General features: G+C 52.2%; 13 protein-coding genes. 8 read left to right on the top strand and 5 right to left on the bottom strand.

Annotated elements, in window-relative coordinates; genetic code table 11:
- Positions 1-42 precede the first annotated feature (42 nt).
- Both IEV89_RS05575 and IEV89_RS05570 read left to right on the top strand, forming a co-directional pair.
- The gene (locus IEV89_RS05575; RefSeq protein ID WP_188471221.1) at positions 43-477 is read left to right on the top strand and encodes a DMT family transporter; all 435 of its coding nucleotides are present in this window, start codon (positions 43-45) and stop codon (positions 475-477) included.
- Between the two features lie 2 nt (positions 478-479).
- A complete protein-coding gene (locus IEV89_RS05570) occupies positions 480-932 on the top strand; it encodes a DMT family transporter (RefSeq protein ID WP_188471219.1) in 453 nt (150 codons plus the stop codon).
- A 10-nt stretch (positions 933-942) separates the two neighbouring features.
- On the opposite strand, the gene IEV89_RS05565 is transcribed toward IEV89_RS05570, so the two are convergent.
- Complete coding sequence (locus tag IEV89_RS05565) at positions 943-1,401, bottom strand: RES family NAD+ phosphorylase (protein ID WP_188471217.1); 459 nt, start codon at positions 1,399-1,401, stop codon at positions 943-945.
- Positions 1,398-1,859 carry an Xre family toxin-antitoxin system antitoxin gene (locus IEV89_RS05560; RefSeq protein WP_188471215.1) on the bottom strand — a complete coding sequence of 154 codons (462 nt, stop codon included), beginning with the start codon at positions 1,857-1,859 and terminating at the stop codon, positions 1,398-1,400. The genes IEV89_RS05565 and IEV89_RS05560 overlap by 4 nt, the downstream gene beginning before the upstream one ends.
- 436 nt (positions 1,860-2,295) lie before the next feature.
- On the opposite strand from IEV89_RS05560, the gene IEV89_RS05555 reads away from it, so the two are divergent.
- The 3 genes from IEV89_RS05555 (at position 2,296) to IEV89_RS05545 (ending at position 6,599) form a co-directional block, all read left to right on the top strand.
- Positions 2,296-3,183, top strand: coding sequence for a nucleoside-specific channel-forming protein Tsx (locus IEV89_RS05555; RefSeq protein WP_188471213.1), 888 nt, complete (start codon positions 2,296-2,298; stop codon positions 3,181-3,183).
- 305 nt (positions 3,184-3,488) lie between these two features.
- Positions 3,489-5,081 carry an ABC-F family ATPase gene (locus IEV89_RS05550; protein ID WP_188471211.1) on the top strand — a complete coding sequence of 531 codons (1,593 nt, stop codon included), beginning with the start codon at positions 3,489-3,491 and terminating at the stop codon, positions 5,079-5,081.
- A gap of 306 nt (positions 5,082-5,387) precedes the next feature.
- Positions 5,388-6,599 carry an MFS transporter gene (locus IEV89_RS05545; RefSeq protein WP_188471209.1) on the top strand — a complete coding sequence of 404 codons (1,212 nt, stop codon included), beginning with the start codon at positions 5,388-5,390 and terminating at the stop codon, positions 6,597-6,599.
- A gap of 109 nt (positions 6,600-6,708) precedes the next feature.
- On the opposite strand, the gene moeB is transcribed toward IEV89_RS05545, so the two are convergent.
- Positions 6,709-7,464, bottom strand: coding sequence for a molybdopterin-synthase adenylyltransferase MoeB (gene moeB, locus IEV89_RS05540; RefSeq protein ID WP_188471207.1), 756 nt, complete (start codon positions 7,462-7,464; stop codon positions 6,709-6,711).
- Positions 7,465-7,466: 2 nt separating this feature from the next.
- Positions 7,467-8,711, bottom strand: a complete 1,245-nt coding sequence (gene moeA / locus IEV89_RS05535) for a molybdopterin molybdotransferase MoeA (RefSeq protein ID WP_188471205.1) — start codon at positions 8,709-8,711, stop codon at positions 7,467-7,469.
- A 247-nt stretch (positions 8,712-8,958) separates the two neighbouring features.
- Here moeA and IEV89_RS05530 point away from each other — a divergent pair, with 247 nt between their 5' ends.
- Positions 8,959-9,189, top strand: a complete 231-nt coding sequence (locus tag IEV89_RS05530; protein WP_188471395.1) for a DeoR family transcriptional regulator — start codon at positions 8,959-8,961, stop codon at positions 9,187-9,189.
- A gap of 80 nt (positions 9,190-9,269) precedes the next feature.
- On the opposite strand, the gene tsgA is transcribed toward IEV89_RS05530, so the two are convergent.
- Positions 9,270-10,469: an MFS transporter TsgA gene (tsgA, locus tag IEV89_RS05525; RefSeq protein WP_188471203.1), complete on the bottom strand. Its 1,200-nt coding sequence runs from the start codon at positions 10,467-10,469 to the stop codon at positions 9,270-9,272.
- A gap of 304 nt (positions 10,470-10,773) precedes the next feature.
- Here tsgA and IEV89_RS05520 point away from each other — a divergent pair, with 304 nt between their 5' ends.
- A complete protein-coding gene (locus IEV89_RS05520; RefSeq protein WP_188471201.1) occupies positions 10,774-11,784 on the top strand; it encodes an isoaspartyl peptidase/L-asparaginase family protein in 1,011 nt (336 codons plus the stop codon).
- Positions 11,781-13,652 carry a glutathione ABC transporter ATP-binding protein GsiA gene (gene gsiA / locus IEV89_RS05515; RefSeq protein ID WP_188471199.1) on the top strand — a complete coding sequence of 624 codons (1,872 nt, stop codon included), beginning with the start codon at positions 11,781-11,783 and terminating at the stop codon, positions 13,650-13,652. Before IEV89_RS05520 ends, gsiA begins: the two co-directional genes overlap by 4 nt.
- Positions 13,653-13,683 lie beyond the last annotated feature (31 nt).

Raw genomic sequence — 13,683 nt, 5'->3', positions numbered from 1 at the left:
CGCTATAGTCCGCTTCTTTTTTCCAGGCATAACAGGAACACAATGAATCTGATCTTAATTCCGCTGGTGGTGCTGGCGGGTATGGGACTCTCGCTCGAGGCTGGGCTGATTGGCCCATTGGGAACGGAAGTTGGCCATTTATGGGCCACGCTGAGTATTTTTGGTGTCGGCTCGGTGCTGACAGGTTTGCTGGTGCTGTTCTTTAGCCCGCGCAATACCCCCGCCTTTACTCAACTACCAGGATGGCAACTGCTGGGTGGCGTGCTGGGACCGGTTTACGTGATTGTCCTGACGTTGGCAACGCCGCTGATTGGGATTGGCCTGACGATGATCGCTATTCTCTCCGGCCAGATTGCTAAAAGTCTGATGATTGACCACTTTGGTTGGTTTGGTAGTCCGGCGAAAAAAGTGGGCAGCGAACGTTTGCTTGCGCTGGTGTTTATATTGGCGGCATTGATCTTAATTGCCTGGAGCTGAACATGACTGAACTGATAATGATTATTCTCGCGGTGATTGCCGGTGCAGCCCTGAGCATGCAGGCCGCGGTCAATGGCAAACTGGGTGAAAAAGTCGGTGTACTGAAAAGCGCTTTTCTGACTTTTAGTGTGGGTGCGGCGATCACCACTGTGCTGATCCTCTTTATTGAAACACCACATCCGGAGACGTTACTGACGGTGCCTAAGTGGCAGTTGATGGGGGCACTGCTAGGCGTTCCTTATATTATCATTATGGTCACTGCCGTCCCGCGTATTGGCACCGCTGCGGCGACGGTGGCCGTCATCCTTGGGCAACTGACGATGGGGATGCTTATTGATAATTTTGGTTGGTTAGAGAACCCGACGATTGGGCTTTCATGGCAACGTATTGCGGCGATCCCGTGCCTTTCCGTTGCATTATGGTTGATTTACCGCAGTAACCGCCGCTCGACCTAAGGCTCAAGCGTTATGTCAGGCGGGGATCAAACACCATGACTTCTGTCTGTACTGTCTCAAGTAGCGCGGCGAAATCTGCATGCAGTGGATTCATAATGGCGTTGAATTCACTGGGTACAATGACCGAAGGAACCCGTAAACCCACGCTTTCACCTGCCAGCAGCCATTGTTCGCCCAGACTTTGGGTGCTGTCTGGTGGAGAGGGATCTTTCCAGTCAGGCGGTAACTGCGACAAATCTAGCCGTGGTAATTTGTCATCTGGGATCTCAATACTCAGCAAGGTGTAGGCCTGTAATAGCAGGCTGTTTTGCAAATGCACCATGATTTCCAGTATCGCTAAAGAAATGCTGGTGGCGAGATACACCACTGGCTTACCCGGCGGATTCCATCGGCCACCAAACAGTTGCGCCCCTGAACCCGACCATGCCGTTGCCAGATGTTTGGTTTTAACGATGCGGTAGAGCCTCAACCAAACACCCCATACTCCAGCCTGCCAATCAGGCGGTTAACTTCCAGCGCGCCAGCCTCTGAAGTTAACATCTCCACCGGTGGCACGCCCGCCAGCGCGGGGGCAGGGCGGCGTATCCACTCAAGAGCCAATCCGCGGTCCCCTTCGAACAGATCAGTGGCAGCATCAATAATACGAATCAGCCGGGCAACACGCTCGCTCTCATCCGTTTTCAACAGGCCATTTTCCGCTTTGCGGCGGGCGAAGCTGCGTTCGTTAATTCCCATAATTTCAAGCAAAGCCATTTTCGACCATCCCAGTTCGGCATTCAGGCGATGGATACTATCAACCGAAAAACCTTTCTGTATGGCATTAATCAAACTTATTCCTCCACTTGCCGGAAGCCCCGCAGATTGCCAAAGGCGCATTGCAGGAACATGCGAGTTTTTGGAATGCAGATCTGAAATTTTAGGTTGCATGATGGACTCCTGATTTTGCTAATTGGCAGTATATTACCACGCCAATTGTCAGGTGTGCATTTTTTGCTCAGAAAATATTTTCTCCTGCCTAAAAACGCGCCTACCACCCATATGTGAAGTTTATGTGATTTCAGTCACACAAACTATGTATCCGAATGAAACAAGAATTGACAAACATTGACCAAGTCTATTTATTAGCTAACAAAAGTTGAATCCGATTTGGCGTGACTGGAAATTGCTCAACCTTTGCATTAGGGGCCCGGCAATCGATTGCAGATCACAGTTTCAGATTCTTTTTTATGCGTAGTGATGTCGCACGCCAATTACGGTTTTAAACAGGCAATGGTCTTGAACAGAGATTCAGGCGTTGCATGTTTCGTGAAAAATTGTCTCCTTCTGGCAGGGAGTTTCTTCCTAACCCGCTTCTGGTAAACAAATGAACAATAAAATTATTGCAGCTGGCGCACTTTTAGCTTTGTCTTACAGCGCAACAGCGCTTGCTGATGACACTAACGGGGAATTTGTTTCCGACTGGTGGCATCAAAGCGTTAACGTAGTAGGCAGCGCCGATACGCGTTTCGGACCAACAATTCGTAACGACGTCTATTTGGAATATGAAGCCTTCGCACACAAAGACTGGTTTGATTTCTACGGCTATATCGATATTCCAAAAACCTTCGGTGCCGGTAACGGCAACGATACAGGGATCTGGGATAAGAACGGTTCCCCGCTGTTTATGGAAATCGAACCGCGTTTCTCTATCGACAAGCTGACCAATACCGATCTGAGCTTTGGGCCGTTCAAAGAGTGGTACTTCGCCAACAACTATATCTACGATATGGGCCCGGACAGCGATAACCGCCAGAACACTTGGTACATGGGGCTCGGTACTGATATTGATACCCATCTGCCAATGAGTCTCTCCCTGAACGTGTATGCAAAATACCAGTGGGAAAACTACGGCGCAGCTAACGAAAATAGCTGGGACGGCTACCGTTTCAAAATTAAATACTTCGTGCCGTTGACTCCACTGTGGGGGGGGAACCTGAGTTACATCGGCTTCACCAACTTCGACTGGGGTTCCGATCTGGGTAACGATGACTTCAGCGACGTGAATGGCCGTAAAGCGCGTTCAAGCAATTCTGTCGCATCCAGCCACATTCTCTCGTTGAGCTATACCCATTGGCACTACTCGCTGGTGGCACGTTACTTCCACAACGGTGGCCAGTGGCAAGATGGTGCTGAGCTGAACTTTGGCAACGGTAACTTTGATGTTAAGTCTACCGGCTGGGGTTACTACGGCGTGATTGGCTACAACTTCTAATCGCCCATCAGCAAAAATGTTTTAGAAAGCCCGGCATCGCCGGGTTTTTTTATGCCTTGATCCTCCTGCCACAACCGCGATGACTCCGTATTGCCGCTTTTCATGTGAATAGCGCTCGATTTACTCTCTTCGATATTTTGCGGCACTCGGAAGAGTGGGGTTTAGCCATAGAAACGGGATAAGCCTGCGCTTTTTTCCTATTTTATTATTTTTCGCCTAAAAAATGACCATGCGAACAGGCGATCTCCCGCCGCCGTTGTGGCATAATGCGCGCCAAATCACATTCCTAATTAAGAGCGAGCGTCGTGTTAAGCACTTATAACATCACCATGCAATTCGGCAGCAAGCCGTTATTTGAAAATATTAACGTGAAATTTGGCGGCGGTAACCGTTACGGTTTAATCGGCGCTAATGGTTGCGGAAAATCCACTTTCATGAAAATCCTCGGTGGCGATTTAGTGCCATCCGGTGGCAACGTGGTCCTCGACCCGAACGAACGTCTGGGTAAATTGCGTCAGGATCAGTTTGCTTTCGAGAAGTTCACCGTGCTCGACACCGTGATCATGGGGCACGCTGAACTTTGGGCCCTGAAAGAAGAGCGAGACCGCATTTACTCTCTGCCGGAAATGAGCGAAGCGGACGGCTATAAAGTCGCCGATCTCGAAGTCGAATATGGTGAAATGGACGGTTACAGCGCAGAGTCTCGTGCAGGCGAACTGTTGCTCGGTGTTGGCATTCCGGTTGAACAACATTACGGCCTGATGAGCGAAATTGCACCGGGCTTTAAACTGCGTGTATTGCTGGCGCAGGCACTGTTTTCTGACCCGGAAATTCTGCTGCTCGATGAGCCGACGAACAACCTGGACATCGATACCATTCGCTGGCTGGAGCAGGTGCTGAACGAACGTAACAGCACCATGATCATCATCTCCCATGACCGTCACTTCCTGAATATGGTCTGCACACACATGGCGGATCTGGACTACGGCGAACTGCGTGTTTACCCAGGTAACTACGACGAATACATGACTGCAGCGACGCAGGCACGCGATTTACTGAGTGCGAATAACGCCAAGAAAAAAGCGCAGATTGCTGAACTGCAATCCTTCGTGAGTCGTTTTAGCGCCAACGCGTCAAAATCTAAACAGGCGACATCACGTGCTCGTCAGATTGACAAAATTCAGCTCGACGAAATCAAAGCGTCCAGCCGCCAGAACCCTTATATGCGTTTTGAGCAGGACAAGAAGCTGTTCCGTAATGCGCTGGAAGTAGAAAAAATCACCAAAGGTTTTGATAACGGCCCACTGTTTAAAAACCTCGGTCTGATGCTGGAAGTCGGCGAGAAAATTGCCATTCTGGGCGCTAACGGTATCGGTAAAACGACGCTGTTGCGCACTCTGGTTGGCGATATTGAGCCGGACTCAGGTAGCGTCAAATGGTCTGAGAATGCCAAAATCGGTTACTACGCTCAGGATCACGAATATGAATTCGATGACAGCCTGAACGTATTCGACTGGATGAGTCAGTGGAAGTCTGAAAAAGACGACGAACAAGCTGTTCGCGGTATTCTGGGGCGTCTGCTGTTCGGTCAGGATGATATCAAGAAGAAAGTCAAAGTGCTTTCCGGTGGTGAGAAAGGCCGCATGTTGTTCGGAAAACTGATGATGCAGCGTCCTAACATTCTGATCATGGATGAACCGACCAACCACCTTGATATGGAATCGATCGAGTCACTGAACATGGCACTGGAAATGTACGAAGGTACATTGATCTTCGTCTCCCACGACCGTGAATTCGTCAGCTCACTGGCTACCCGCATCATTGAAATGACGCCGGGTAAAGTCATCGACTTCTCCGGCAACTACGAAGACTATCTGTGTAGCCAGGGTATCAACTAAACCTGGTCTCGTACTTGTGTGCGCTCCCAGGGCTTTGTTCAGTTCCCGCCTTGATGCAACGCGAATGATTAAGAAGTTTGCATCACAGAAAACGCCAAATTATCGGCGTTTTTTTTTATCTGAAATACGAAGTTAGTGGAGATAAAAGCCTTTCAGCTTCCTTTCACTGTGCTACATTTTCCCTTCCTGTCTTCAAAAAAGCATTTTTCCCAATGTAACGATTTCTCATCGCTAACAGTTTTCTACTCTCCCTGTTGCTTGTGTGCAATGCGGGGTTTCTGTTATTTCAGATGAGAGTCTCTGTTCATGAATACGTTATTGATTGCGCTGATAGGCGCATTACGCAGCCACCGCTGGCTGCGTTTGTTAGGCTGTGCTTTTATTTTATCGTCAATGGGAAATGGCCTGACGCAGGTTGTTGTCTTTGGTCAGTTACTCCGCTGGCAGGCTTCGCCGCTCACGCTTACGTTGGCTTACATGCTGGCGACATTACCCGGGTTTATAGGCAGTGTATGGGGCGAACATTTGAGCCGAAAAATATCGCCACTGAAGATTCTGATCTTGTGTGAAGTGTTGGGTATGCTGGCACTGATATGCCCTCTATATGGCCTGCTCCGGCACAGTATTCCTGCGTTACTGGCGGTACAATCGGCCGAAGCCTTGTTGAGTGGGATGAGTTACCCGGCTCTGACTCTATTGCTCAAGCGCGGATTGAGTGACAATGAACTGCCCGCCGCGACGGCGATGGAAACACTGATCTTCGCCTCACAGGTTTTACTCGGCACAGGATTGGGTGTTGTGCTGTTCGATGTTCTCTCGCCTCTGACCCTGCTGGCCATTGATGCGCTGAGCTTCTGCGCTTCTGCTGGGTTACTTGCCGGCTCAGCGGCTGTTTTCCATGTTGTCACGTCGCCAGTCGACACTCTGTCCCCCGATCATCCCAGATTGCGTTGGAGGAACTGTTCTGCTCTGCAACGCCGTAGTCTCTTGCTGCTACCGGCGCTGGCGGCCGTAGGTTCACCTGCGATGGCGCTATTACCCGCAGTGGCCCAGCAAATACGGCCTGAGGAAACGACGGCGCTGGCATTGCCTCTATTGTTTATCCGCAGCCTGGGGCAACTGTGCGGACCTTTGCTCATGAATGCTGACAAACTTCAGCGCTATGGTGCCAGTAATGTGCGGTTGCTGTTATGTCTGGTGTTGTTTCTCGGTGGCTATTTTCTGCTACCGCTGCTGAGTGCAAGCCCGGTTGCTGCTCTGGGACTGATCTTTGGCGCGCATCTGGCGTCGAATGTGGTATTTGCTCTGGGGACTTTCGGCGTGTTGCGGCATTTCAGCGCAGAACAGGTGGCGACAGCCAGCGCAATGGCCTGGCGCGGACAAGTGATGATTGCCGCCGTAGCGACGGGGTGTGCCGGTTTGTTGGCGGAAAGCATCGGAGCTACCTGTGCGCTGTACAGCATTTCACTCGTCAGCCTGGTGTGCGTCGCCATTCTACTGTGGCGTTACCGGGCGTAAAAATATAAAACCGGCAGAGGGGCAGGACTGATGCCGGTCATTGATAGGCCCGAGTCCCTCAGTTTGGGACTCGGGTTAAACTTTTGCGCTCAATCAATATAACTGTTTTTCATCCACACAATTCACATGCCGGGTTCTTGGGCAGTTTCATCTCCCTGAACTGCATCGTCATGGCATCAAACATCAATAAACGGCTGCGGAGAACATCACCGAAGTGGGTCAGCAGCTTAATCGCTTCCATTGCCTGTAGACTGCCGATGGTGCCGACCAGCGGTGCCATAACCCCTGCTTCGACGCAGGTGAGTGCATTATCGCCAAACAGGCGGCTGAGGCAGCGGTAACAGGGTTCGTCAGGTTGGTAGGTGAAGACGCTGAGCTGCCCCTCCATGCGGATCGCTGCGCCGGAGACTAACGGGGTTTTTAGTGCAAAGCAGACCCGGTTAAGTTGGTCGCGGGTCGTGACGTTGTCGGTGCAATCTAGCACCACGTCGCAGGCGGTGATCAGCTCATGCAGCCTGTCACTATCTGCCTGTGCATTCACCGGATTCAGGTGAATATGCGGATTGATCGCCGTCAGCGCCAGCGCGGCAGATTCGACTTTTGCCATACCGATACGCGCATCGGTATGCAGCGTCTGACGTTGCAAATTGGACAGTGATACGGTGTCAAAATCCAGCAATGTCAGTGTGCCGGTTCCGGCGGCGGCCAGATATTGCGCTGCCGCGCAGCCCAGCCCGCCCAGCCCGACAATCAAGGCGTGGCTGGCTTTCAATTTTTCCTGTCCGTCGAAATCAAAACCTTTCAGCACAATTTGGCGGTTATAACGCAAGGTTTCAGCGTCGGTCAGTTCCGGCAGCGTTGTCATCGTTAGCCCCGAAGCAGTGCGTTAAAGGGTTCGACGTCGACCATTTCACCGGCAGTCACGCGGCCACGCTCGCTTTCAAGCACCACGAAACAGTTAGCCTGGCTGAATGAGCTGAATACGTGCGAACCCTGATGTCCGGTGGTGCACACTTCCAGTTCACCGTTGGCATTCGTGGTGAAAATACCGCGCTGGAAATCCAGTCGCCCTGGCGATTTGCTAAATGGCGTGGTAGCTTTCGCTTTCAGACGCGGCGGCAATGACCAAGCCGTATGACCACTCAGCCCGGCGATAAACGGCTGAACCAACTGATAGAACGTCAGGGCGGCGGAAACGGGATTTCCCGGTAGCCCGCAGAACCAGGCTTTTTTCAGCTTGCCAAAGGCAAAGGGTTTACCCGGCTTGATCGCCAGTTTCCAGAAACCCACTTCTCCCAGCTCATCAAGCATTTTCTTCGTGTAATCGGCTTCACCGACCGATACACCGCCGCTGGAGATCACCAGATCGGCAAAGTCATTGGCCTGTTGAAAGGCTTGGTGCAGCGCCTGCGGATCATCGCGGATGATGCCTAAATCAAGCACAGTGCAACCGATCTGCTTAAGCATCAGGTGTACGGCGAAGCGGTTGGTGTCGTAAATTTGTCCTTCCTGCAGCGGCGTGCCGACCGGTTGCAGTTCATCACCGGTGGAGAAAATAGCCACTTTCAGCGGCTTGAACACCTGAACCTGCTCCACACCCAGCGATGCCAGCAGCGGTAATTCCGCCGCGCCGAGGCGAACACCTTGCGCCAGCACGCTGTCACCTTGTTGGATGTCATCGCCAATCAGGCGAATATTTTGGCCTTTCACTACGTCAGTGGTGAAAGATACGCCGGCCTCTGACACTTCCGCTTGTTCCTGCATGATCACCGCGTCCGCGCCATTCGGCACCGGTGCACCGGTCATGATGCGGATACAGCTTTTGGCAGGCCATTCTCCGTAGAAAGGCGCTCCAGCAAAGGCTTTGCCTGCTACCGGTAAAACGGCACCCTGGTGAACATCGGCACAGCGTACGGCGTAACCGTCCATGGCGGAGTTATCAAAAGGTGGCACAAACACCGGTGAACAAACCGGCGCAGCGGTAATACGTCCGGCTGCAGTGGCGAGTGGCACGGTTTCAACGTCCTGCACTGTCTTAGCGGGAGTATGGGCACGCATTTTATCCAGTGCGTCCTGCAGTGAGATCAAACCGGCGGTATTGAATTCCATCATAAATTCCTTATGGTGCGCCCGTGCCACACGGCAGCGGAGCGCGGAAAAAGCCTCAGACTATTATGTCAGAGTAAAGAGTGGCAGATAAAGCCGTGCTGACCAAAAGGTTTCCGGTGGAAAAAAACACAGCTTTTTTCTAAAAATTGAGATCGATCCCAAAATTAAGCTGAAAACCTGCGTATTATTACCGCTCTTTTTGTGACTTACTTCACAAATATTTGTCGATACTGGCAGGAGTTGCACCGTGATGAAGAAAAAACGCCATCAAGCTATTCTCCAGTTGGTGGAGCAGCATGAAGTGGTACAAGTGAGCGAACTGGCACAGTGGCTGGAAGTTAGCCTCGAAACGATTCGCCGCGATCTCAGTGACATGCAGGATCAGGGCCTGATTTTGCGCCGCCACGGCCGCGCACGCTGTTTGATCCAGCAACCCGCCACCGGCTGGATGAACAGTTTGCAACGCGCGCCACAGCTTTAAAAAATCACTCAGCGTTAAGAATGCAAAAAGGGAAAACACTCGCGTGTCTTCCCTTTTTTAGCTGTGATAATGAGTCTTTATTATTGTGCTGGCATCTCGTGATGGATCTTTTCTGCCTTACTCTTAATTCCAGCAACGATGACGGCAATCACCAACAAAACGTAGGAGATGCTGGCGATGTTCAGCGCCCAGAACAGGCCCAATTCGCGGTGAACGAACGAGGAGAACGAGGCGAAAATCAACGTGCCGACCGAAGCGGTGGTTAGCAGGGCAGACGTCAGCGTTGGCGGTGACTTTTTCACTTGCAGGCTGCCATAGCTCATCAGGCCCGAGAACATCCCGGAATTACAGAAACCAAAGACGCCGACGGCAATCAATACCAACGTGGTCGATTCACTGTGGGTGACGATGCTCAGGCTGACCAAACCAATAATGGCTGATACCAGCAGGAAGGTGCGTAATTTTACGAAACGCACGGTGAACTGGTTCAGGAACAGGCCGATGGCTTTGACTGTCCAGTAAATCGTGATGTAAAACGCGGCGCGGTCTGCATCCAGCCCGAAATGTTCAAGTAACCAGCTCGGCATCCAAAGTGTGAAGACCAGCTCGCTGAACACGAAGGCAAACAGCGCGAAACAGAGAACATAGGCGGCAATCCCCCACGGCTCTTTGGCCGGGCGATCCTGTTTGGCCACTTTTTCCTGTTGCGGCACCGAAGGGAATTTTTGCCCGATGCACAGCAGGATCATCAGCAGACTCAATGTCCCCATAATGCCGTACATTGCAAGCCAGCTTGCGCCGTGCTTGAACAGGAATCCCAGCACCAGAGAGAGGGTCATCCCAGAGAGTGCAAAGAAGAAATCGGTAAAGATCAGGTTAGCTGAACGTTGTTTCGGGTCATCATTGATTCGTACCACCAGATAGCTGCCGATAGACATCATCAGGCCCGCCGTCGCACCTATCAGGAAGACTCCCACACCAAACAGTGTGATAGATGGCATCAGGAACAGAGCAATACAGGTCAGTACGGAAATAACAGAACCGGTGATCAGCTGTTTGCCTAAATCGAATTTACGCATCAGGATGCCACTGATCATGATCGGCAGGAACAGGCCGATGTTCATCAGTGAAAACATGAGTCCGATAAAAGCAGGGTCTTTATGAAAAGCAGTCGCCACAGGTCCGATAACAATACCCAGGGTAGAAACCAGCCCGCCGGTAAAGAAGTAACTTAACCAGGAGATCACATTGATCCGCCGGCGATTATAAACAGTATCCATTGTCATTCCTAAAAGCACTCGTCATCCCACAAACCGGTTGATATCGAGTAGGTAAAAGTGAAAATTAAAAAAATCGTGGAAAGCCTTGCCAGAGATGCTCTACACACCGTTAGGACGTTTATTATTCCTGTTATTTAGAAGTTTGTCTCGCGTGTTTATAGCTTCCCCTTATTTAATTTTCCTAAATATTCTAAGTAATTAGCCCCTTATTTCTGGTTATGTATTTCTGCTTTACATACTGTACCGGGCTAAATATAGTCAAAAATAGGTCAACATTGACGTAACAACACAGGGTGCCGCGCAAATGAGTTCTCCTCTTGATAATTCAGTATCTTCCATTTCGAATAAAAAGCGCCCGGTCATCGCCATTCACGGTGGTGCCGGAGCCATTACCCGAGCGGCAATGAGCGCTGAGAAAGAGCAATGCTACTTGAAAGCATTGGAAGATATTGTCGCCAGCGGACAAGCCATATTAGCCGCCGGTGGGAGTGCACTGGACGCTGTCACCGAGGTGGTGCGGCTGCTGGAGGAGTGTCCGTTATTCAATGCGGGTAAGGGCGCTGTATTTACTCATCAAGGGACTCACGAGCTAGACGCCAGCATCATGGATGGTCGTACGCTCAATGCGGGAGCCATCAGCTGTGTGAACCATATCCGCAACCCGATCCTGACGGCACGCAAAGTGCTGGAAGTCAGCCCGCATGTGATGTTTACCGGCGCAGGTGCCGAGAACTTTGCCCGAGACAACGGCCAGGAAATGGTGGGGGTTGAGTTCTTCTTTACGCAGGAACGATACGACCAGCTGCAACGCGCAATAGCCGCAGACACTGGCGTGATGCTCGATCATGACGGCGCAGCGCTCACTGATACGCCCTCCGGTGATCCTATCGATCCTGATCGCAAATTTGGCACGGTAGGGGCCGTCGCGATGGATGCTTTCGGTAATCTGGCCGCGGCCACCTCTACCGGCGGGATGACCAACAAACAGGCTGGCCGCGTCGGTGATTCACCGATCATTGGAGCGGGCTGCTATGCCAGCAACCGCACAGTGGCGGTCTCCTGCACGGGGACTGGCGAGGTCTTTATGCGCACACTGGCGGCCTATGACGTCGCCGCGCTGATGGATTACGCCGGGCTGACATTGCAACAGGCCAGCGACAAAGTGGTGATGGAAAAACTGGTGGCGTTTGGCGGCTTAGGCGGCATGATTGCCATCGATCATCTGGGCAATGTGGCACTGCCATTCAACAGCGAAGGCATGTACCGAGGCGTAGGCTACGTTGATGAGGCACCGCAGGTGGCCATTTATCAGTGAACCGTTCTCCTTTAATTCTTACTGACCATCAGGTGCTGGCTGTACGCAACCTCAGTGTTCGTTTTGAGCACGAAGGTCAGGCGATCGACGCTGTACGTGGTCTGAGTTTTGAAGTAAACCGTGGAGAGACACTGGCGATTGTCGGAGAGTCTGGCTCAGGGAAATCGGTCACTTCGCTGGCGCTGATGCGGTTGGTGGAGCAGGGTGGTGGGCAGATCACGCAGGGCGAAATGCAGTTTCGGCGTCGCAACGGCGAAGTGGTCGACATCGCCGCCGCACCGCAGTCTGCCATGCGTTTACTGCGTGGTGCCGACATGGCCATGATCTTTCAGGAACCGATGACCTCGCTGAACCCGGTGTTTCCGGTTGGCGAGCAAATTGCCGAATCTATCCGTCTACATCAGAGCAAAGATCACCGCACCGCCCGCGCGGAAGCACTGCGCATGCTTGATTTGGTCCGCATTCCCGACGCGCGGAATATTCTCGATAGCTACCCACATCAGCTCTCAGGCGGTATGCGCCAACGGGTGATGATCGCCATGGCACTGTCCTGCAAACCGGCATTACTGATTGCCGACGAACCCACCACCGCGCTGGACGTCACCATTCAGGCGCAGATCCTGCAACTGATTCGTGTATTGCAAAAAGAGATGAATATGGGCGTGATCTTCATCACTCACGACATGGGCGTGGTGGCCGAAATTGCGGATCGCGTGTTGGTGATGTATCACGGAAACAAAGTAGAAGTGGGAGATGTCGCCACGGTTTTTGCAACGCCGCAGCATGTCTACACGAAGTCGCTGCTGGCCGCCGTGCCAAAACTGGGGTCGATGACGGGCAAAACGCTGCCGGCGCGCTTTCCGCTGTTACATCATGACGAAACCCTAACCGGTTCCGCCAGCGATCTGACCCAAAATACGCTGACGTTCGGCGCAGCACCGGTGTTACAGGTGCATAATCTGGTCACCCGTTTTAATCTGCGCAGCGGTATTTTCAACCGCGTTACCCGACAGGTACATGCGGTGGAGAAAGTCAGTTTTGACCTCTATCCTGGCGAAACGCTGGCGCTGGTAGGCGAATCAGGCTGCGGCAAGTCCACCACTGGACGCTCGTTGCTGAGGCTGGTGGAAAGTCAGGGCGGCAGCATCATCTTTAACGGGCAGACTATTACTGATCTCAACGGTTCCGCGCTGCAACATTTACGGCGTGACATACAATTTATCTTTCAGGATCCTTATGCTTCGCTCGATCCGCGCCTGACGGTCGGCTACTCCATCATGGAGCCATTGCTGGTGCATAACGTCGCGCGTGGCAAAGAGGCGCAAGCCCGCGTGGCATGGCTACTGGAGAAAGTAGGCTTACTGCCGGAGCACGCTCAGCGCTACCCGCATGAATTTTCCGGTGGGCAGCGGCAACGCATCTGTATTGCCCGTGCGCTGGCGCTTAATCCGAAAGTGGTGATCGCTGATGAGTCAGTGTCAGCGCTGGATGTCTCTATTCAGGCGCAGATTGTCAATTTGCTGATGGATTTACAGCGCGAATTCGGCATCGCATTTCTGTTTATTTCCCACGATATGGCCGTGGTGGAACGCATCAGTCACCGTGTGGCGGTAATGTATCTCGGCCAAATTGTGGAGATCGGCCCGCGCCGTGCGGTGTTTGAGCATCCCCAGCATGCCTACACCCGCAAACTGATGGCTGCCGTACCGGTAGCGGATCCGGCACATCGTCGTAAAGAACAGACGCTGCTAGTGGATGAGACCCCGAGTCCTGTCCGTGCGTTGCACGATAAACCCATCGTCGCTTCTCTGGTTCAGGTAGGCGAAGGGCATTTTGTCGCGAGGCATCGGGTCGGTGGTTTGTACTAATTTGAGTACCGCTTTTGTGACTTTTAACCTG

The organism is Hafnia psychrotolerans (genome assembly GCF_014639435.1).
Classification (GTDB): Bacteria; Pseudomonadota; Gammaproteobacteria; order Enterobacterales; family Enterobacteriaceae; genus Ewingella; species Ewingella psychrotolerans.
This window is presented reverse-complemented; position numbering and strand designations above follow the sequence as displayed.